The organism is Pseudoalteromonas sp. SR41-8 (assembly GCF_014163915.1).
GTDB lineage: Bacteria > Pseudomonadota > Gammaproteobacteria > Enterobacterales > Alteromonadaceae > Pseudoalteromonas > Pseudoalteromonas rhizosphaerae.
This window is the reverse complement of sequence record NZ_JACJEE010000028.1, coordinates 20922-41993: the sequence shown is the minus strand read 5'-3', so window position 1 is coordinate 41993 and position 21072 is coordinate 20922. Positions and strand designations below refer to the sequence as shown.

At 41.6% G+C, this 21072-nt stretch carries 18 protein-coding genes; 1 reads left to right on the top strand and 17 read right to left on the bottom strand.

The window, feature by feature from the left end; all coding sequences use genetic code 11:
- Positions 1 to 168 precede the first annotated feature (168 nt).
- Both H5162_RS16485 and proB read right to left on the bottom strand, forming a co-directional pair.
- Positions 169 to 1416, bottom strand: a complete 1248-nt coding sequence (locus tag H5162_RS16485) for a glutamate-5-semialdehyde dehydrogenase (protein WP_145238119.1) — start codon at positions 1414 to 1416, stop codon at positions 169 to 171.
- Positions 1413 to 2519, bottom strand: a complete 1107-nt coding sequence (gene proB / locus H5162_RS16480; RefSeq protein ID WP_145238116.1) for a glutamate 5-kinase — start codon at positions 2517 to 2519, stop codon at positions 1413 to 1415. The genes H5162_RS16485 and proB overlap by 4 nt, the downstream gene beginning before the upstream one ends.
- Before the next feature lie 919 nt (positions 2520 to 3438).
- Between proB and H5162_RS16475 the strand changes: the two genes are divergently transcribed.
- Complete coding sequence (locus H5162_RS16475) at positions 3439 to 5301, top strand: sodium:proton antiporter (protein ID WP_145238113.1); 1863 nt, start codon at positions 3439 to 3441, stop codon at positions 5299 to 5301.
- A gap of 66 nt (positions 5302 to 5367) precedes the next feature.
- Here the strand turns inward: H5162_RS16475 and H5162_RS16470 are convergent, their stop codons facing one another.
- The 15 genes from H5162_RS16470 to cutA all read right to left on the bottom strand — a co-directional run bounded on the left by H5162_RS16470 (position 5368) and on the right by cutA (position 20928).
- A complete protein-coding gene (locus H5162_RS16470) occupies positions 5368 to 5991 on the bottom strand; it encodes a tetratricopeptide repeat protein (RefSeq protein ID WP_145238110.1) in 624 nt (207 codons plus the stop codon).
- A 148-nt stretch (positions 5992 to 6139) separates the two neighbouring features.
- The gene (locus H5162_RS16465) at positions 6140 to 7453 is read right to left on the bottom strand and encodes an adenylosuccinate synthase (RefSeq protein WP_145238109.1); all 1314 of its coding nucleotides are present in this window, start codon (positions 7451 to 7453) and stop codon (positions 6140 to 6142) included.
- 216 nt (positions 7454 to 7669) lie between these two features.
- Positions 7670 to 8548, bottom strand: coding sequence for a protease modulator HflC (gene hflC / locus H5162_RS16460; RefSeq protein WP_145238107.1), 879 nt, complete (start codon positions 8546 to 8548; stop codon positions 7670 to 7672).
- Between the two features lie 5 nt (positions 8549 to 8553).
- Complete coding sequence (gene hflK / locus H5162_RS16455) at positions 8554 to 9720, bottom strand: FtsH protease activity modulator HflK (RefSeq protein ID WP_145238104.1); 1167 nt, start codon at positions 9718 to 9720, stop codon at positions 8554 to 8556.
- 106 nt (positions 9721 to 9826) lie between these two features.
- Positions 9827 to 11110, bottom strand: coding sequence for a ribosome rescue GTPase HflX (gene hflX, locus H5162_RS16450; protein WP_149980498.1), 1284 nt, complete (start codon positions 11108 to 11110; stop codon positions 9827 to 9829).
- A gap of 16 nt (positions 11111 to 11126) precedes the next feature.
- Entirely contained in the window at positions 11127 to 11390 is a 264-nt protein-coding gene (hfq, locus tag H5162_RS16445) for an RNA chaperone Hfq (RefSeq protein ID WP_064668197.1), read from the bottom strand.
- Positions 11391 to 11469: 79 nt separating this feature from the next.
- Complete coding sequence (miaA, locus tag H5162_RS16440; RefSeq protein ID WP_182760335.1) at positions 11470 to 12387, bottom strand: tRNA (adenosine(37)-N6)-dimethylallyltransferase MiaA; 918 nt, start codon at positions 12385 to 12387, stop codon at positions 11470 to 11472.
- 10 nt (positions 12388 to 12397) lie between these two features.
- Positions 12398 to 14245, bottom strand: coding sequence for a DNA mismatch repair endonuclease MutL (gene mutL, locus H5162_RS16435; protein WP_182760334.1), 1848 nt, complete (start codon positions 14243 to 14245; stop codon positions 12398 to 12400).
- A gap of 16 nt (positions 14246 to 14261) precedes the next feature.
- Positions 14262 to 15605, bottom strand: coding sequence for an N-acetylmuramoyl-L-alanine amidase (locus H5162_RS16430; RefSeq protein ID WP_145238092.1), 1344 nt, complete (start codon positions 15603 to 15605; stop codon positions 14262 to 14264).
- A 29-nt stretch (positions 15606 to 15634) separates the two neighbouring features.
- Positions 15635 to 16108 (bottom strand): tRNA (adenosine(37)-N6)-threonylcarbamoyltransferase complex ATPase subunit type 1 TsaE, encoded by a 474-nt coding sequence (gene tsaE / locus H5162_RS16425; RefSeq protein WP_145238089.1) that lies wholly within the window; start codon positions 16106 to 16108, stop codon positions 15635 to 15637.
- A 128-nt stretch (positions 16109 to 16236) separates the two neighbouring features.
- Positions 16237 to 17577 (bottom strand): acetyl-CoA carboxylase biotin carboxylase subunit, encoded by a 1341-nt coding sequence (accC, locus tag H5162_RS16420; protein ID WP_145238085.1) that lies wholly within the window; start codon positions 17575 to 17577, stop codon positions 16237 to 16239.
- 26 nt (positions 17578 to 17603) lie between these two features.
- Positions 17604 to 18065 (bottom strand): acetyl-CoA carboxylase biotin carboxyl carrier protein, encoded by a 462-nt coding sequence (gene accB / locus H5162_RS16415; RefSeq protein WP_182735549.1) that lies wholly within the window; start codon positions 18063 to 18065, stop codon positions 17604 to 17606.
- A gap of 33 nt (positions 18066 to 18098) precedes the next feature.
- The gene (gene aroQ / locus H5162_RS16410; RefSeq protein ID WP_145238079.1) at positions 18099 to 18551 is read right to left on the bottom strand and encodes a type II 3-dehydroquinate dehydratase; all 453 of its coding nucleotides are present in this window, start codon (positions 18549 to 18551) and stop codon (positions 18099 to 18101) included.
- Positions 18552 to 18778: 227 nt separating this feature from the next.
- Positions 18779 to 20608 carry a protein-disulfide reductase DsbD gene (locus H5162_RS16405; protein WP_182760333.1) on the bottom strand — a complete coding sequence of 610 codons (1830 nt, stop codon included), beginning with the start codon at positions 20606 to 20608 and terminating at the stop codon, positions 18779 to 18781.
- Positions 20608 to 20928 carry a divalent-cation tolerance protein CutA gene (cutA, locus tag H5162_RS16400; RefSeq protein WP_182732161.1) on the bottom strand — a complete coding sequence of 107 codons (321 nt, stop codon included), beginning with the start codon at positions 20926 to 20928 and terminating at the stop codon, positions 20608 to 20610. Before cutA ends, H5162_RS16405 begins: the two co-directional genes overlap by 1 nt.
- Between the last annotated feature and the right edge of the window lie 144 nt (positions 20929 to 21072).

Below are 21072 nucleotides of genomic sequence, written 5' to 3'. Positions count from 1 at the left end.
CTATGGCTCTCATGCCAAATTCAATTTTTAAATCTTTGTCATTTTAATCAAAAAACTGTTTATTTTATGTTAGTTATTTTTTAGCTATCAGTTGTGCGCTGCATGGTATTTACGATCAAAAATGCCGAGCATAAACTCGGCATTTTAATTTGGTTATTCGACTACCAATTATTCGCGAATTTGACCTACACCATTGACGAGGTATTTCTCCGTCGTTAATGATTCTAAGCCCATTGGACCGTAAGCGTGTAGTTTTGACGTTGCGATACCAATCTCTGCACCTAAACCTAACTGTGAACCATCAGAGAAGCGTGATGAGGTATTAACCATCACTACTGAGGCATCAACACTGCGCTGGAACAATTCAGCCGCGGCTTGGTTTTTAGTGCAAATAACTTCCGTATGGTTTGAACCAAATTGCGCAATATGCTCAATTGCACCAGCAAAATCTGGTACTACACGAATAGCGATTTCTAAATCTAAATATTCTTCGCCAAATTCCTCTGGCGCAAGCACTGTTGCATCATCAAAATATTGTGCGGCTTGGCTATCTGCATTTATTTTTACACCTTCTTGGCGTAATACAACAGCACATAAATTTAAAAACTCATCTGCAACATCCTGATGAACGACAAGTCCTTCTAATGCATTACATACGCCAGTACGCTGAGTTTTACCGTTCAGTAGCAAGTTAATCGCCACTTCTAAGTCAGCGTCTTTATCTACGTATAAATGACACACACCTTTAAAATGCTGGATCACAGGAATTGTACTGTTATCTGTTACAAAGTTAATTAGCCCTTCGCCGCCGCGTGGAATAATTAAGTCAATGCTGTCACGTTGCTGCATCAATTCCATTAATAATCCGCGGTCTGGATCTGGAATAACGGAGATTAACGCTGCCGGTAAATTATGCTGCTCTAATACTTGATGCATAACACTAGCAATTGCTTGCGAGCTTTTAAGCGCCTCTTTACCACCACGTAAAATAACCCCATTACCTGATTTGAAGCATAACGCTCCAGCATCAGCGGTTACATTTGGACGCGCTTCATAAATCATACATACCACACCAAGTGGTACGCGCATTTTACGAATTTTAATCCCGTTAGGACGTTCAGTAATATCGCGTAATTGACCCACCGGATCATCAAGGCTTACAATCACTTCAATGCCTTCAGCCATCGCTTCAATACGTTCGTCATTGAGCGTTAAACGGTCAATCATAGCGGCTGCTAGATTGTTATCGCGGGCTGCGGCTAAATCACTTTCGTTCTCTTTAATAATAAATGCTTTTTGTTGGCGTAATGCTGCAGCCATATCCAGTAGCACCTGATTTTTAGTCTCGGTATCGAGTAAGGCTAACTGATGTGCCGCTTTTGCTGCCTGACGTGAAATATCTGTAATTAAACTCATGACTTCTCCAATAATGCGATATCTTTCTCTGAAATAACAGGACCAATCGAATCTTGCATCTTGTCGCTAAATTCGCTTTGTTCGTTATCAGCTATAAAATTCAATAAACAACTACTGTAATTTGCAGTTGCTTTGGCTAATCGAGTGCCGTCGCTGCTACGTACCAAAATGGTATCGCCAATTGCAAACTCACCATGCACTGCGACAATTTCATCGCCACGGATACAGCCAGTTTCACCTTCTAAAGATTCATCGTATGAACCTGCGACAACAACTTCACCTTGCTCACTTGCAGTATGAGTCATCCAGTGAACAGCTTCTTGCATCGGTTTTTCGTACGGTAAGAAAATAGTACCTGGGTTCTCACCTTCCAGCAGTTTTGTAAATGTCTGCTCTTTAAAACCATTAATTATATAAGTAGTAATACCATGTGAAGTCGCTTTTTCAGCTGCTTCAATTTTAGTTTTCATACCACCTGTACCAACCGCACTGGTAGCAGATCCTGCCATAGCATAGATTGATTCATCAATTGATTTAATTTCAGGCAGTAATATTGCATCATCGTGCAGATTAGGGTTTTTATCATAAAGCCCATCCACATCTGAAAAAATCATCAATGCATCAGCATCTGCTGCCGCAGCGACCATTGCCGATAAGTTATCATTATCACCGACTTTTAAATCATCAGTTGTCACAGTATCATTTTCATTCATGATTGGCAGCACACCATGATCCAACAAAGTGAAAACAGTTTCTCTAATACTCTCATAACGCTCACGGTCACGTAAGTCACCATGAGTTAATAAAATCTGCGCCGATGGGAAATCAAAAAAGCGGTCCCACATAGCCATCATTTCGGTTTGCCCTGCTGCTGCCATGGCTTTTTTCATTGCCACAGTGCGCTCTTGTGTCTTCGGAAATAAATGCGCGCCAGCGGCAACTGAGCCTGACGAAACTAAAATAACTTCAATTCCTTGACTACGACAACGAACAATAAACTGAGCGATGGTTAATAAATAGCGTGAGCGACAACCATCTTGATCAGGTGCAATCAATGCGCTACCTACTTTTAATACGATACGTCGCCAATTTAACTTTTGCATAAATGTTCAACTTTCCATTTTAACTGTGACTTACCCTAGTTTGGATAAATCTGAAAACAACCACCTAGTGTTTACCTAGGTTACGAGTTAACAATTTGCACTTGCTTTTGCTCACTTTCTTTAGCCATCACTTTTTAATACCCAGCCGGAAACGCTCACTTAGTTAATTAACAAAGTGCGTTAGATATAGCATAACTTTGGCTCAATCATTAAGACTGAACAGTTATAAAGTAAATAAAAAGTGTTGTTTATGCATCGCTGTAAAAAGCTGTGTGAAGCTTTTTTATTAACAACATACATAGAGCCTCTAAAGTCTGGTACACCAACAGATAGGGTGATGACTCAAGGACCGAGATTTGCTCACCACGATGGGTGTCAAATATTGAGTAAGTAACAGTTCAACTCAAACAATATGAATCACAATAAAATGTAATTTATGTTCAAATTAACTAATTACTAAAAATGAGTAAAATTGTACAAACTGCATTCAAAACAATTAACAAATTGATTTTTAAGCATATAAATATAGTGACCTCAATCTAAGTTGTTGTAATTTAAAGCAACTTAAAAATAACTATATGTATTCGCTTATACCTAACAAGTAACTAATTAGATGACTAATTGTTTGAACACTAACTATATTACGCTACTTTTAGCCTAAAGATCAAGACTATATTTTATTCACTCGGCTTACTATTGCAGCTAATAAATTTTAAAGTCTATAAGATTCAGTCAGTTAAACAGAGTTTAATTTGTTTCAAATATTTCAAAACCAATAAATTATCATTTCTTCTACAAATAAGTTCGTAAACAGCTAAAATTCTATTAGGAAAAATTAACATACACGTGTATACCCCTGTATTATAAGTATCGAAAGGTTTACTCCTAACTGTTGTAATAAATAAGGAATACTTCATCTATGTCAGCTATTTATATCGCAGGGATCGCTCTATGTTCGGTTCTCGCCCAATGGATAGCATGGGGTTTTCGTGTCCCAGCTATTTTATTTTTGTTACTTACCGGCCTGTTACTTGGCCCTGCTACGGGTTTACTTGATCCAGATGCACTGCTTGGTGATTTACTCTTCCCTGTGGTCTCGCTCAGTGTTGCGGTGATCTTATTTGAAGGTTCTTTAACTCTACACTTTCGAGAGCTCAAAGGTATTGGCAAGGTAGTCCGTAACTTGTGCTCTATTGGCATGATTACGACTTGTATAGTGATAAGCCTCAGTGCCTATTGGATTTTAGAACTCAACTGGCGTGTAGCAGCGGTGCTCGGTGCGGTATTGGTTGTTACTGGCCCAACAGTTATTGCACCGCTATTAAACTCAATGCGGCCAACCCAAGACATTGATCGCATACTACGCTGGGAGGGCATTGTTATTGACCCAATTGGTGCTTTATTTGCGGTTTTAGTATTTGAAGCGGTAATGCTAGTTGGTCAAGGTGAAGTGTTTATCCATACCGTAATCGCCTTGTTTAAAACCTTAGGAGTCGGTTTATCTATTGGTGTGGTCGCAGGTTGGCTTACAACGTTACTGATCCGCCGCGAATGGCTACCATTTGAATTACATAAATTCGGCATCTTAGCTCTGGTACTTATTAGCTTTACAGTCTCAAATCATTTGAGCCATGAGTCAGGTCTATTAGCGGTTACTGTATTTGGTATTTGGTTAGCGAACCAAGACGATTTAGAAATTGATTCTGTTTTAGAGTTTAAAGAAGATCTGTCTATGATCTTAATTTCAACCTTATTCATTTTGCTTGCTGCGCGTTTAGAATTAGCTGATTTAATGATGCTTGATGCCGATGTGTTCATCTTTTTGGCTATCGTATTATTTATCGCTCGCCCATTGTGTATTGCGATCTCCACTTTCGGCACTGAGCTACCAATTAAATCTCGCTTAGTACTCGCGTGGATTGCTCCGCGCGGTATTGTCGCAGCAGCGGTAGGCTCTGTTTTTGCTATTAGTATGATGGAAGCTGGTGTTGCTGACGCCGAGAAAATGGTGCCACTGATTTTTACCGTTATCATTATCACAGTAGTTTTGCAAAGCTTAACTGCGATTCCGATTGCGAAGCTATTAGGTGTTCGTCAGCCTTCACCTAATACTATTTTGATCATTGGTGCAAACCATGTCGCTCGTGCCATTGCTTGTGGGCTAAAAGAGCAAAATATTCAAGTACACTTATCAGATCCAGCTTGGGAAAACTGCCGCATGGCACGTATGGATGGGCTGCCTTGTTATTATGGTAACCCGCAATCAGAACATGCTGAACGTTACTTACCCCTGACAACTCTACGCAGCGTAATGGCGCTTTCGCCAAACCGCCATCATAACGCGCTAGGCGTGCAGTATTTTTCACATTTATTGAATGAAAAGAATGTCTTTTCATTGCGTTCTTCTACCTCTCACGCCAAAGCAAACAAAGACAGCGCGACGTTTCTATCTCGGCAAATTTTGTTTGGTGACAGCGGCTCTTATGCACGTTTAAGTAGCTTAATTGCCAAAGGCGGCAAGGTCAGTGTAACGCGAATTTCTGAAGAGTTTAACTGGGGCAAATACCAAGAGATGAACAGCGATGCAATTCCGTTATTCATCCTCAATGGTGACAAAGACAGTGATGATGATAGCCCTATCAAACTGCGTCCGTTTACTATTAATATGGAAAAACCGCCGCAAGAAGGTGAACGTGTCGTCGCGATGCTGCCACCAAAAATGTCGGTATTGAAAGATCCTAATAATGGCAAAAACAAAGAACCGAAAGAAATAAAAGAGTAAAACGAAAAGGGCTAGGTATCACACCTAGCCCTTTTACTTTCAACTTGCTAACTGATCAGCTCATACCTACATCGGCAAGCGTGCTCGCGCGACAACACTATCGGGCATTTTTTGCGCCAATTGGGCTAGCGAGCGTTCAATCTTTTTATGGGTTGCTTTATCTGCAACCATACTATGAAATAACCAACGATATGCGTCTTCGTAATCACGTGGACTGCCATAGCCTTGATTAAATAAATTAACTAACCGCAATTGTGCTTTTAAATTACCTTGTGATGAAGCTTCACGTAGGTAAGTCACAGCAAGCGCTTTATCCTTTTGCACTAATCGACCCGTGTCATAGTATCGCCCGAGTTGCTCTAATGCCGCCGCTAAGCCTTGCTGCGCTGCTTGACGCATATAATACACACCAAGCTCTACATTACGATCAACACACACCGCATACGCCAGCATATCGCCATATAAAAATTGATAAGAAGGCAGTGCCATTTTATTGGCTCGTGCTTCGATATCTTGTACTAACTGGCAGTCATCTGCCTTTACACGCGCAAGATGTGTATTACTATTGATCAAAGCAAGCAGCTCAGTTTCTGTATATAGTGGCACGGCAGCTATGGTCTCTTCAGACTTGGCGTGGCTTGCCAGCAAAAACGATAACGGCACTAATGATAAACAAGTTAACAAACGCATTTAGGTCACTTTAAATTAAAAACCATCTTGCTAAAGTTTATACAAAGATCGTTCCATAATGAAATTTATAAATAGCTTATTTATTATAAACACTATCCCCAGACACAAAAAAAGCTGCACAAGGCAGCTTTTTTAGTACTATTAGTAATTATGCAAACGGACTGCGTAATACCATAGTTTCTACACGGTCAGGACCTGTAGAAATAATATCAACAGGTACACCGGTGATTTCTTCAATGCGTTTGATGTAATCAAGTGCCGCTTTTGGTAGCTGCTCAACAGTAGTAGCACCCACTGTATTTTCAGTCCAACCAGGCATCTCTTCATAAACTGGCGTTACTTTATCATAACCTTCAGCAGCAAGTGGCGTCACATTAGTGATAGTGCCATCTTCTAACTGATAACCAGTACAGATTTTTAGTGTTTCTAGACCATCTAACACGTCTAGTTTAGTTAAACAAAAACCTGAGATAGAGTTAATTTGTACTGCACGGCGCATAGCCACAGCATCTAACCAACCAGTACGACGTAAGCGACCAGTCGTTGCACCAAACTCATGACCTACGGTACCTAAGTGCTTACCAACTGGGTCTTGTTTTTCTAAACCGTCGTAAAGCTCGGTAGGGAAAGGACCAGAACCAACACGCGTGGTGTAAGCTTTGATAATACCTAGTACATAATCAAGATTTAACGGACCAAAACCAGCACCTGTAGCAACGCCACCAGCAGTAGTATTTGAAGACGTTACATATGGGTAAGTACCGTGATCGATATCAAGTAATGTACCTTGCGCGCCTTCAAACAAGATGTTGTCGCCCGCTAGACGCGTTTGATCAAGTAACTCAGTTACGTCAACAACCATTGCTTTAAGGATATCTGCAACAGCCATTGCATCATCAAACGTCTGTTGGAAATCTACCGCATCTACTTTGTAATAATTTACTAAAGTGAAGTTATGGTATTCCAATACTTCTTTAAGCTTCGCAGCGAATAATTCAGGGTTGAATAAGTCACCGATACGCAAACCACGACGGGCTACTTTATCTTCATAAGCAGGACCTATGCCGCGACCTGTTGTACCAATCGCTTTATTACCACGTGCTTTTTCACGAGCTACATCTAATGCGATGTGGAAAGGCAAAATAAGCGGACATGCTTCACTGATCAATAAACGTTCACGTACTGGTACGCCACGTTCTTCAAGCATGCCAATCTCTTTCATTAGCGCTTCTGGTGAAACAACAACACCATTACCAATCACACACTTAACATTGTCACGTAATACACCCGATGGAATAAGGTGTAAAACTGTCTTTTCACCTTCGATTACCAGTGTATGACCAGCGTTATGGCCACCTTGGTAACGAACTACTAAAGATGCTTTGTCTGTAAGGAGGTCAACTACCTTACCCTTACCTTCGTCACCCCATTGGGTGCCTAATACAACAACGTTTTTACCCATTGTAAATTCACTTAGAAAAAATTAGGACGAGATTTTACCAGATAATGAGGGGAAAGATCACCCCCGTTTAGGTTATTTTTTCTGCGCAGTCGTACAACGACCTTTGCAATAAAAATTAACTGGTTGAATAACATTAAGTTACTCATAAAAATTCATCTTACTAAAAGAAAAACCCTGCATACACAGGGTTTGGATTTGTGCTAGATTTAGAAAAGATTACTGCGCTGCAGCACCTTTCATATATCTAAAGAAGTCACTGTCTGGTGATAATACCATTACGTCTTGCTTATCTTTAAAGGTCTTTTTATAGGCCTCTAATGAACGTACAAAACCAAAGAATTCAGCATCTTTATTGTACGCATTGGCATAAATAGCCGCAGCTTTTGCATCGCCTTCACCGCGAACGGTACGGGCATTACGCTCAGCATCAGCCAGCATTACTGTGACACGACGGTCAATGTCAGCACGAATCGTTTCGGCTTTTTCTTGACCTTCAGAGCGATGCTCTTTAGCAACAGCAGTACGCTCTGCACGCATACGTTGGTAAATCGAATTACTCACTTCTGACGGTAAATTGATTTGCTTAACACGTACATCAAGTACTTCAATACCTAGCTCTTGAGCACTTTCAGAAGCTTGAACTAATGCTTCTTCCATTAACTCGCTACGTTCACCGGAAACAATCTCACGGATAGTACGTGAACCAAAGTTAGTACGTAGACCATTATTTACTTTTTGCTTAAGTAGTGCTTCAGCGTATTGCTTATCACCACGGGCACGTAAGTAAAAAGCACTAAAATCACTAACACGCCATTTTACAAACGAATCAACTATTAAGTCTTTTTTCTCACTAGTAACAAAACGATCCGGTGCACCATCTAATGTCTGAATACGCGCATCAATACGACGTACTTGACTAAAGAAAGGTACTTTGAATTGTAAGCCAGGACCATAAACAATTGCTTTATCATCACTGTCTTTTTGCACTTTGCTGAATAGCATAACAATTGCTTTTTGCCCTTCAGGTACTACGAACACTGACGAAAAAGACAACACAACGGCCGCTAGTAATATAACTAAACTAAAGTTTTTCATTGCGCTTATCTCCCGTCGTTAAAGCGATCAGCACCAAAGCGGTCTGAACTTGAGTTCACAGTGCTATTGCGCGATGTATTAACTTTATTGCGTAAGTCGTTAATATCACTTGAGCTAGGTAATGCAACACGGGTTGCGTTCCCTTGCTTATCCATGATTTTATCAAGCGGTAAATACATCATATTATTGCCGCCCTTAACATCAACTAACACTTTTGAACTGTTACCTAGCACTTCTTCCATGGCATCAATATATAAACGCTCACGGGTTACACGCTTAGCAGCCTGATATTCAGGTAATAGCTTTTCAAAACGCGCGACTTCACCTTGTGCTTCTAAAATAATGCGCTCGCCGTAACCTTCAGCTTCTTGCGTCATACGGGTAACTTGACCACGAGCACGTGGCTCAATTTCACGCGCGTATGCTTCAGCTTCACGAATAAAACGTTGTTCATCTTCTTGTGCGGCAATGGCATCATCAAACGCGTCTTTAACTTCAGCCGGTGGGCGTGAGTCTTTAAAGTTAACGTCAGTTACGATCAAGCCTAAGTTATACGGTTCGATGATTTTATTCAGTTCATCCCAGGTATTTTGACGCACAACCTCACGGCCATTTGTTAATACTTGGTCCATTTTTGAATGACCAACAACATAACGCAGTGCACTCTCTAGCGCTTCTTCTAAGCTAGAATCAGCATTAGTTACACTAAATTTGTATAGGAAAGGGTCAATTACACGGTATTGCACCTGAAACTCAACGCTTACCACGTTTTCATCTTCAGTGAGCATAAAACCAGACGTCGATAATGAGCGAACGGCTTCAATATCTACCGGAATTACCGTTTCAATAAACGTCATTTTCCAACGCAGACCTGGATCTGCAATGCGGTCAAATTGACCAAAATGTAAAACGATGCCGCGCTCTGCTTCTTTCACGGTATAAATACCACTCAATGCCCATACAATTGCAGCAATGATCAGTACAAATGAAAGACCAGCTCCACCAAGTCCGCCGCCGCCATTGCCGGATTTATTACCGCCAAATAAGCCACCAAACTTGCTGCTGAATTTACGAAACACCTCGTCTAAGTCAGGTGGGCCTTGATCACGTCCGCCTTTTTTGTTCCACGGATCTTTGTCATTGCCATTATTACCCGGTTCATTCCAGGCCATAGCTATACTCCATTGTTATCTAAATAATTTAGGTAATTACGTTAAATCTAACAAAAATACCGCAGTTCTCATACTAAAAATGACATTGTGCAGTAGTTTTTTCGAATTACGAAATAAAAGCGTCGATTTCAGGACCAAACTCTTTTCTTAAACGATTCCATTCTACCATAGGCAGTCGAGTAGCAAGTAACCAATGACCCTGTTCATCAAAGTCTTCTTGATGCACGGCATTTAAATTGAACAACGCAGCACGTAAACGACCATATTGCGGAGCTAATTTAAGCGTATGAACAAACATTTTCTTTGCTAACAGCTCGCTGATAGCTTCAGACAATAGTTCACACCCTGCGCCACTGTGTGCCGACAACCATACTCTAATAGGCATGCCTTCATCGTCACGGTCAATACGTGGTTCAATATCTTCAAGCGCATCAATTTTGTTGTAAACCAACAATTGCGGCACTTCATCAGCTTCTATTTCTTTAAGAACCGATTGTACCTGTTCAATATTCTCTTTACGACGATGATCCGCAACATCGACCACATGAAGTTGTAAATCAGCTTCACGAGTTTCGGTTAGCGTCGCTTTAAATGCGGCAACTAAGTCATGGGGTAAATGGCGAATAAAGCCAACGGTATCGGCTAAAATTATCGAACCAACATCTTCTATTTCGAGTTTGCGTAAAGTTGGATCAAGCGTCGCGAACAGTTGATCAGCAGCATACACATTAGAGTTAGTAATGCGATTAAATAGCGTCGACTTACCCGCATTGGTATACCCTACCAACGACACCGTAGGAATTTCATTGCGGTTACGAGCACGTCTACCTTGCTCACGCTGCACTGCCACTTTCTCTAAACGCGCGCGAATACTTTGAATACGAACTCGCAATAAACGTCGATCTGTTTCTAGCTGAGTTTCACCAGGCCCGCGCAAACCGATCCCGCCTTTTTGGCGTTCAAGATGCGTCCAGCCTCGGATCAAACGCGTCGACATATGACGCAATTGTGCTAGCTCAACCTGCAACTTACCTTCATGGGTACGTGCACGTTGCGCAAAAATATCAAGAATAAGCGTCGTTCTATCAAGCACACGACATTGGCAAACGCGTTCTAAATTGCGTTCCTGTGACGGTCTGAGTTGATGATTAAAAATGACGACATCTGCGTTGTGGATTTTGACAATCTCAGCGATTTCTTCAGCCTTTCCGGTACCGACGAATAGTTTCGGATGTGGTGCTTGACGGCTGCCTTGCACAACCGCCAAACTGCTAACACCAGCAGAAGATACCAACATTTCCAATTCATGAAGATCTTCACGATCCCCTTCTTTTGGAAAGTCGATATGAACTAAGACTGCCTGTTCGCCGGCTTCATAACGGTCAAACAAACATTATGCTCCTAATTTAAAAATTTCCAGCTTCAGGCTCTTCACCGTCTTCGCTTCCTTGAATACCTTGGAAGTTAACAGCACGAGCAGGAACTACGGTAGAAATCGCATGTTTATACACCATTTGATTCACGGTGTTTTCTAGTAAAATAACAAATTGATCAAATGACTGGATCTTACCTTGTAGTTTGATGCCATTAACCAAAAAGATTGATACTGGAATACGCTCACGACGTAGCGCATTCAAAAATGGGTCTTGTAACGATTGGCCTTTTGCCATGTTATTTTCCTTCGTTCTAGGTGTTATTATAATTAAGTGGCTGAACTCATTTAACAAAGCTAAAAAATTTCAACTACTACTAGCTTAGCGAACTTACAACACGTTGCAAGTTTTCTTCATCACCCGTTGTTAACCACGTTACATCGGGCCAACCTCTTAACCACGTCAATTGACGCTTAGCAAGCTGTCGTGTTGCTGCAATACCGCGAAAGACCATTTCATCGTAATCAATCTCGCCAGCAATGTAATCCCACATTTGTCTATAACCCACGCAACGAATGGAAGGTAAGTTAGGGTGTAAATCCTTACGTTGATATAGGGATGAAACTTCATTTTCAAACCCCTGCTCAAGCATTATTTTAAACCTTTGTTCAATTCGCTGGTGTAAATCGGCGCGATCATCAGGCGCAATAGCAAATTGATGAAAAGTATACGGTAAACTCGGCTGCTTACTTTTTTGTAATTCAGTCATTGTTTTACCCGTTAATCGGTAAACTTCAAGGGCGCGGTTAATGCGTTGCGAGTCATTCTCGCTCATTTTTTGTGCCGCTTGCGGATCAATTATCTCAAGCTCTTTATAAAGTGCCGGCCAGCCATGTTGCTTAGCTTGTTGCTCAAGCTCTGCTCGTACTACCGAGCATGCTTCAGGTAATGGCGATAATCCATCAATTAATGCTTTAAAGTACATCATTGTACCACCAACTAATACAGGCACTTTACCTTGTTGGTGAAATTGGTCAATCTTTTCAATTGCATCACGACGAAAATCAGCTACTGAGTAACTTTCACTAGGGTCGATTAGATCAATTAAATGATGTGGCGCAAGCGCTAACTCATGTTGATCAGGTTTTGCCGTACCTATGTTCATATCTTTATACACTAAGGCTGAATCGACGCTGATTATTTCAGTTTTTAAATGTTGGCATAAGGCGATTGCTAATGCAGTTTTGCCTGCAGCGGTTGGGCCCATTAAAAAAATGACCGGTAAATTACTCAACTCAATAACCTTAATCTAACTGTGCTAAAAAATAACTTAAATCTATTTTAACTGCTTTTGCAGATAAACGCTGGATTGTTTGCGGATTATTTTGCATTCGCGTAACCGCCAAGGCAAAAGCTTGGCTGGCAAAAAAGCGCTCGGGCACTTGGCTAAGCTGCCAGTTTAGCCATTGCTCCACACTATTAAGCTCAGCCTTAGTGGCTTTTAATAGCGCATCTACGGCTTGGCTCACATCAAGCAGATACAAACTCTGTGGCAACTTTTTAACCATCACAAATTGCTTTTCAATCAATAACTCAAAGCCCAGCAAGGTAAACCATGATTGTTGCTGTGTTAAGCTTTGGCTGTCTTCTTTACTGATATTAACTCGCACAGGCAATAGTAAGGCTTTTCCTTCTAAGCTGCCTTGCTCAGCAATAAGCTCAAGCCAATCATTGACTAATAAATATTTAAAGTGTGAGCAATATAATTGCTGTTGCAGGCTAAATACACAACCGCCATCACTTTGTACCAGCAACGGCTGCGCACTTTGCGTCTGTAACAATGGTGCTACTTCTTGAGTAACGCCAATAGGTTGATCAAAATGGCTGGCGTGTTGCTCATTGACCCCTTGATAAAACGCATTCACATCTTGATGATTTGTCCGGCTCGCTTGCTTACTTCGCTCGCTTGAACCTGTATATCCACCACCACTAGGTGCTAAATTAGCACCGTAGCGAGCTTGCTCCGCTGGTTGTAAGTGCGACTTAGGATAATCAAACAAACTGCCTGCTGTATTGCTGGAGTGAGCGGGTGTTGCTGTATGCGCTGCTTTAGCATCGCTGTGTTGCGAATCAACATGCTGAGTAACACCAGCAAACTCATCTTGAAGCGGCACCACGACTTGTTTAATTGCCTGCAGAATAAAATCATGCACTAAGCGACCTTGATGAAAACGCACTTCGTGTTTCGCAGGATGCACGTTTACATCCACTTGACGCGGATCAATGTCGATATAAATAACAAAGCCCGGTAGCTCTTCTTGGCCTGCGACTTCTTCGAACGCTTGACGAATGGCATGAGAAATAAGCTTATCGCGCATCATACGATTATTTACATAGGTATATTGCGTAGTATTACTCGAGCCAACTGGTAGCACCCAACCATGTAGCTGCAAGCCTGTATCGCCTGACTCAATATATAACCCCTGCTCAGCAAAGGCTTTACCTGCAACCTGAGCGACCCGAGCAATAGCCTGTGCAGGGTCGGTTTTAGCACGATATTGACGCACTACTTTATCGTTATGGGTGAGGGTAATTGACACATCAAAACGGCTCAGGGCAATACGCTTTATTAACTCATCAATGTGAGTGAATTCGGTTTTTTCGGTGCGTAAAAATTTACGTCTAGCGGGCGTATTAAAAAATAAGTCTTTAACTTCAATGGTGGTGCCGTCAGGGTGGGCAGTGGGTTTAATCTGCACCGCCATATCTCGCCCCTGCGCAAATGCTTGCCAAGCCGCCTCTTGCTGTTTGGTTTTTGAGCTAAGTGTCAAACGCGATACCGAACTAATAGACGCCAATGCTTCGCCGCGAAAGCCCAAAGAACAAATATTTTCTAAATCATCAAGGGACTTTAATTTACTAGTAGCATGACGAGAAAGCGCCAACGTGAGCTCGTCTTTATCAATGCCTGAGCCGTTATCACGAATGCGAATAAGCTTATGACCGCCGCGCTCAATATCAATTTGAATACGTGTTGCGCCTGCATCTAGGCTATTTTCAACGAGTTCTTTAACCACAGATGCGGGTCTCTCAACCACTTCGCCCGCAGCAATTTGGTTAGCTAATCGCGCGGGTAATATTTCAATGCTCATACTGATCCTAACGATTTTAACTTTGCGGAATGTCTAACTCTTGACCAATAAACAAGGTATTAGATTTTAATTGATTGACTTGTTTAAGTTTACCTACAGATACCCCATAGCGACTAGCTAACAAACTTAACGACTCACCAGGGCGAACTTTATGTTTAGTAGGATATTGCGATTTTAACGACGCAAACAGCGAATCATCCGGAGGATTTTTAAGATAATAACTTTTGATAGAAGTAAATATTGCTTTCGCTAAGCGCTCTTGGTGATTAGCACTTTTTAATAGTTTTTCTTCTCGCGGGTTTGAAATAAACCCAGTTTCGACCAAAATAGATGGAATATCTGGTGACTTTAATACCGCTAGGCTAGCCGCTTGCGGCTCTTTTTTATGTAACTTAGCGACCTTTTTAAGCTCATGAACCATGCCTTCAGCAACGCTGAAACCGGTTTTCATCGAATGATCCATCGACATATCCAACAGCGCCTGCGCCAAGTACTTTTCACTGGCCGTGTCTTTAATCACTCCAGCAGCACCACCGAGTAGCTCTGAATGTTTTTCTTTATCTTCTATCCATTTACCAATTTCTGAATTAGCACGACGAAGTGATAACACCCAAACAGAGGCGCCATTTGGTTGCGGGCTAGTAAATGCATCCGCATGAATTGAAACTAAAAAGTCAGCCTTTTTCTGCCTTGCACGGCTAGTGCGAGTATTAAGTTTGACAAAGTAATCTCCACTTCGCACCATTCGCGAAATCATCCCGCGTTCAGCATCAATCATCCGCTCTAAGCGTTTGGCAATTTGTAGTGTGATATCTTTTTCATAAGTACCAGAGGGGCCAATTGACCCAGGGTCTTCGCCGCCATGGCCTGCATCAATAGCAATAATAATATCGCGTTGTTGATTAAGCTCACGCTTTTTAACCGCAGTATTACTCGTTGCAGCTACTGGCTCTGCTTGATTTTTGTCATATAAGTCGACCACTAAACGATTTTTATAAGGTCCCGTTGGCGCCAGTGCAAAAATCACCGGTTTAACGGCCCCTGTAAGCTCAAAAACAAATCGTACCCCCTGGCTGCTTTTCGCTTTCGAGTAACGTAGTTTACTGACGATTTGATGCTTACTGGGAATAGTTGGTAGGTCTTTTATTTTATCTGTATTTTCTAAATCGACCACTAAGCGCAGTGGATTTTTTAGCATAAAATAACTGAAGTCGGGCTTATCCGTTAAGTCGAATACTACCCGCGTACTATCTGGCGATGGCCACACCCGTACACTATTGATAGTATTTTGTGCATAGAGATTAGCACTGATTGCTAACAGCAAAAAAGCACCCATCCACTTTATGACAACTCGACTCATCGGTATCTTCACACCCTTATTATTTGTTGTTATTCACTATGGTTTTTGAGTTTATCCACGATACTGTGACCACGCGGGCTAATGCTTTGGATCTCAATTGCTCGTGCATCGCCGACATAACGTAAAGTAATATCTAAGTCTGGTGTTGGGATAAACTCGCCGCCTTTTTCAGGCCATTCCACCACACAAATAGCTGTTGGCGAAAAATAATCTCGAATACCCATGTATTCTAATTCTTCTGGATCGCCTAAACGATATAAATCAAAATGATAAACATTGGCCGTTGCCAACTCATAAGGCTCCACCAGCGTATAAGTTGGACTCTTAACTTTACCTTGATGACCAAAGCCTTGGATCACACCACGTGTTAAAGTGGTTTTACCTGCTCCCAAATCACCGTGTAAGTAAATAACTGCACCTTGCTCCATTAGCATAGCAAGTTGATTGCCCATTTTAACCGTTGCAGCTTCATCAGCGAGTTGAAAACCAACACAGTGCGTCATTCTAACCTCATGGATAGTATTAAAAACGATAACTTGTTAATCATACCAGATTATTTTACTAAGGCGAGAATCGACACTTATAGACACAAAAAAACCGGCAAAGTTGCCGGTTTTTTTTGTAATTAGGACTATAGACCTAATTTTTTCTCAAGATAGTGGATATTAGTACCACCATTTTGGAAGTTTTCATCCGCTAAGATGCGCTTATGTAATGACGTATTAGTTTTAATACCGTCAATCACAAGCTCATTCAATGCGTTACGTGCACGGGCAATTGCTACATTACGGTTTTCACCGTAAGTAATTAATTTACCGATCATTGAATCATAGTGTGGTGGCACTGTGTAGTCAGCATAAATATGGCTGTCCCAACGAATACCTAAACCACCTGCTGGGTGGAAACGCGTAATTTTACCCGGTGACGGGATAAACGTTTCAGGATCTTCAGCATTAATACGACACTCAATTGCATGACCACGAATAACGACATCGTCTTGCGTGAATGATAGTGGTTGGCCCGCTGCAATTTTTAACTGCTCTTTGATCAAATCAACACCGGTAACCATTTCTGTCACTGGATGCTCAACCTGAATACGAGTGTTCATTTCAATGAAATAGAACTCACCATTTTCGTATAAGAACTCAAATGTACCCGCACCACGATAACCGATTTCGATACATGCACGCGTACAACGCTCACCGATAAACTTACGCACTTCAGCAGTAATACCTGGTGCTGGCGCTTCTTCGACTACTTTTTGATGACGACGTTGCATAGAACAATCACGTTCACCTAAGTGAACAGCATTACCTTGCCCGTCAGCCAATACTTGAACTTCGATATGACGTGGGTTTTCAAGGAATTTTTCCATGTAAACCATGCTATTACCAAAGAACTGTTTTGCTTCTTGTTGCGTTAAAGCGATTGAGTCAATTAACTCAGCTTCACTGCGAACAACCCGCATACCACGACCACCACCGCCACCAGCGGCTTTAATGATCACTGGGTAACCGATACGTTTAGCGATTTGCATGTTGCGGTCTTTATCATCCGATACCGGACCATCTGAACCTGGTACACATGGTACGCCAGCTTTACGCATTGCTTCGATTGCAGATACTTTATCGCCCATTAGACGAATCGTGTCGCCGCGCGGACCAATAAACACAAAACCACTTTGTTCAACTTGATCAGCAAAATCAGCGTTTTCTGCAAGGAAACCATAACCCGGGTGGATAGCAACTGCATCGGTTACTTCAGCTGCCGCAATAATGCGCGGAATGTCTAAGTAACTTTCAGTGGCAGAAGGTCTACCAATACATATTGTTTCATCTGCAAGCAATACATGCTTAAGATCGCGATCCGCCGTTGAATGCACAGCAACCGTTTTGATCCCAAGCTCTTTGCAGGCGCGCAATATACGAAGTGCAATTTCACCTCGGTTTGCAATGACTACTTTATCTAACATTAGAGTTGGCCTTTTAGGTTGCGCTATTATTCAATGATGAATAAAGGTTGATCAAATTCTACTGGCTCGCCATTTTCAACTAAAATCGCTTTCACGGTGCCCGCTTTATCTGACTCAATTTGGTTCATCATTTTCATCGCTTCGATGATACAAAGCGTATCACCTACTTTGACTTGTGAACCCACTTCTACATATGAAGGCGCTTCAGGAGAAGCTGCTGTATAGAAAGAACCAACCATTGGCGATAATACTTGATGGCCAGTAGGACCGGCAGGTGCTGCCGCTTCTGCGCTTGCAACAGGTGCAGCTGCAGGGGCTGGAGCCGGTGCTGGTGCGTACTGTGGTGCATAATGCGGAGCGTAAGCAGGACCTGCACTCATATTATTACGATTGATACGTACTGATTCTTCACCTTCGGTGATTTCTAATTCAGCAATACCTGATTCTTCTACTAGTTCAATTAGTTTTTTGATCTTGCGAATATCCATGAACGACCCGCCTGTTAGTTTGTTAGTTTAAAATTAATTCGAGTTTTGCAACCGATTGACCGCAGCTTCAAGTGCTGCGCGATAACCCATTGCGCCTAATCCACATATCACGCCCTGCGCCACATCAGAAAAATATGAATGATGACGAAACGCTTCCCGCGTGTGCACATTAGTTAAGTGCACTTCAAAAAACGGGATATCAACAGCCAGTAACGCATCACGTAAAGCCACGCTTGTATGCGTAAATGCCGCTGGGTTGATAATAATGTAATCAATGACCTGCCATGCACTATGTATGTGCTCAATTAAAGCTTGCTCACTATTACTTTGAAAATGCGTTAGCTCAACATCTAGACCATGCGCAAACTCAGTTAGTTCGCTCATAATCTCACTCAGTGTTTGTAAACCGTATTTTTCTGGTTCACGCTTACCCAGCATGTTTAAGTTAGGGCCATTTATAACTAAAAGTTTAAATTTTGCAGCCATAATACGCGATAATCCTATAAATAATGAGTTAAGCCATTTTGATTAGAAATCCCCGCAAAATGTAGAGGGGGAAAACTAAAATAGCAAGTATTTCTCACGTTAACCACCTATTATAGCCAGTTCGATGTAAATAGCAGCAAAATACTGGTCTAATCACTAGTAACCACCACAAAAACAAAAACGCCACTCATATAAAGTGGCGTTTAAAATAGCGGTGCGAAAAATGTTTATTTAGCGCTATTTTTCACTTTTGCTAAATGCTCAGCAAAGTCCTTGGCATTTAAAAAGCCCGTCACACGCTGTGCTGCAAGCTCTTCACCTTGTGTATCAAAAAACAAAATACTGGGTAAACCAAATACCGAAAACTCTTCCATTACAGCAATTGTTTTATCATCACTTTCGGTCAAATCAATTTTTAACAACTCAAAGTTTGCAAACTCACCTTGTACTTTAGCGTCAGGAAAAGTGTATTTCTCGAACTCTTTACACGCAACACACCAATCTGCATATAAATCGACCATCACTAAACGACCATCACTGTTTGCATCATTTATTGCTTGTTTGAGCTCAGCTAAGTCAGCAACTAATTTAAAGCCGCGCTCTTGTTGCTCGCCATTTGCGGCACTAACAACTTGCGCTGTTGGCCATATATAGTTTTTAGTTAAGCTCACACCGCTAACAACTAATAACGTTGCAACAAACCACAATGCAGTTTTTAACTTACCTTGTGTTTGAGCGCTCTGCCAATGATGTAAATACAAGGCCGTTGCTAATGCTAATAAGCCCGCCATAAGTAATATGATGTCTGCATCGACAATACGTTCAAGCAAGATCAATGGCACTACCAGCATGATAAAACCAAACAGGGTTTTAACTTGTTCCATCCAGCCGCCTGCTTTTGGCAATAATTTACCGCCGGAGGTGCCTAATAACAGCAGCGGAATACCCATCCCTAAACTCAGCACATACAAAGTTAAGCCGCCAACTAAATAATCGCCGCTTTGCGCAACAAACAATAGCGCAGCTGATAACGGTGCAGTGGTACAAGGTGACGCAATTAAACCCGATAAAACCCCCATTAAAAACACGCCAATGTAGTTGCCGCCTTTTTGATTATTACTTACTTGTGTGAGCTTATTCATCATGCCGCTAGGGAGCTTTATTTCGTACCAACCAAACATCGACATAGCGAGTAAAACGAATAATAAACTGAAACTAATCAATACATATGGGTGCTGCAAATAACCTTGCACTTGACCACCAAGTGATGCAACCACAAGGCCCAGCGCCGCATACGTAACGGCCATACCCTGCACATAAACAAAAGAAAGCGCAAAAGCTTTTCTAGTGGAAAGATTTTTTTGTCCTGCAATTAGGCTCGACAAAATAGGAAACATCGGAAATACACATGGCGTAAATGCCAGACCAATACCGACCAAAAAGAAAATCGCTAAGTTCGCTAACAAACCTTGCGAGGCCAGTTTTTCAGTAAAGTTTAATTCTTTTTCTGAGTCATCATCTTGCGTTACAACATTCTCTGCAGCAGCCGCTGATTCAGCGTTAAGCGCAGCTAATGCATTGCCTGCTGTCGCGTTATCTGTTGTAGGGGTTTCACCGGCAATCGTACTCAATGGAATAGTAATGATCTCTGGCGGGTAACATAGCCCTGCTTCAGCACAGCCCTGATAGCGAACTTTAATTACGCCATCTTCAGCTATATTACTTAGCTTACTGATCACACTCAGTGAATCAAAAAACACTGCTGTTTTGCCAAAGAACTCATCTTCAATGATCACGCCTTTACCAAGATCGGGCACTTCAATATCAGCACCTTTACCAATAATTTCTAGCTTCTTTTTATATAGGTAATAACCCGGCGCAATATCCCAACCAACAAAAAGTGTGCTGCCTTGCTGATCAAAATCAAATGAAAATGCCTGATCAACAGGTAAAAATGTTTGCTCTTTGGGCTGCAGCAAATCACTTAATAAATTATTAGTTGCAGCCTGTGCTGGCATTAACGACAGCGCACAAAGCAATAAAAGAAAACAACGCATTAATTAAGCACCTCATCCATCCAATTAAAATAGGCTAAATTGCCAGTGGCCACATCAATAACCTGTATTTCAGGAATTTCATAACTATGTAATTGCTTGATAGTTTGAATCAATTCATTCATTTTTTCTGACTTCGTTTTAATTAATAATTTACACTCGGTTGCATAAGCAACCTCTCCTTGCCACATATAAACAGATTCCACATTTGGAAGAATGTTCACACACGCAGCTAATTTAAGCTTAACTAATTGCTCAGCTATGGAGCGTGCCTCACTTACATCTGCGCAAGTGGTAAAAATAAGTCGAAAATGAGTCGTCATATTGAACCTTTGATTGATTGCTCTGCCCAATGCCATAGTAGCTGATAGCTAAGGCAAAGTGTAGTTAACCTAAACTGCGGATAATAAATCGCTTAATCAGAGTTCAGGCGATTTAGCCAACACTGCTTTACCACTAGCCTTGAA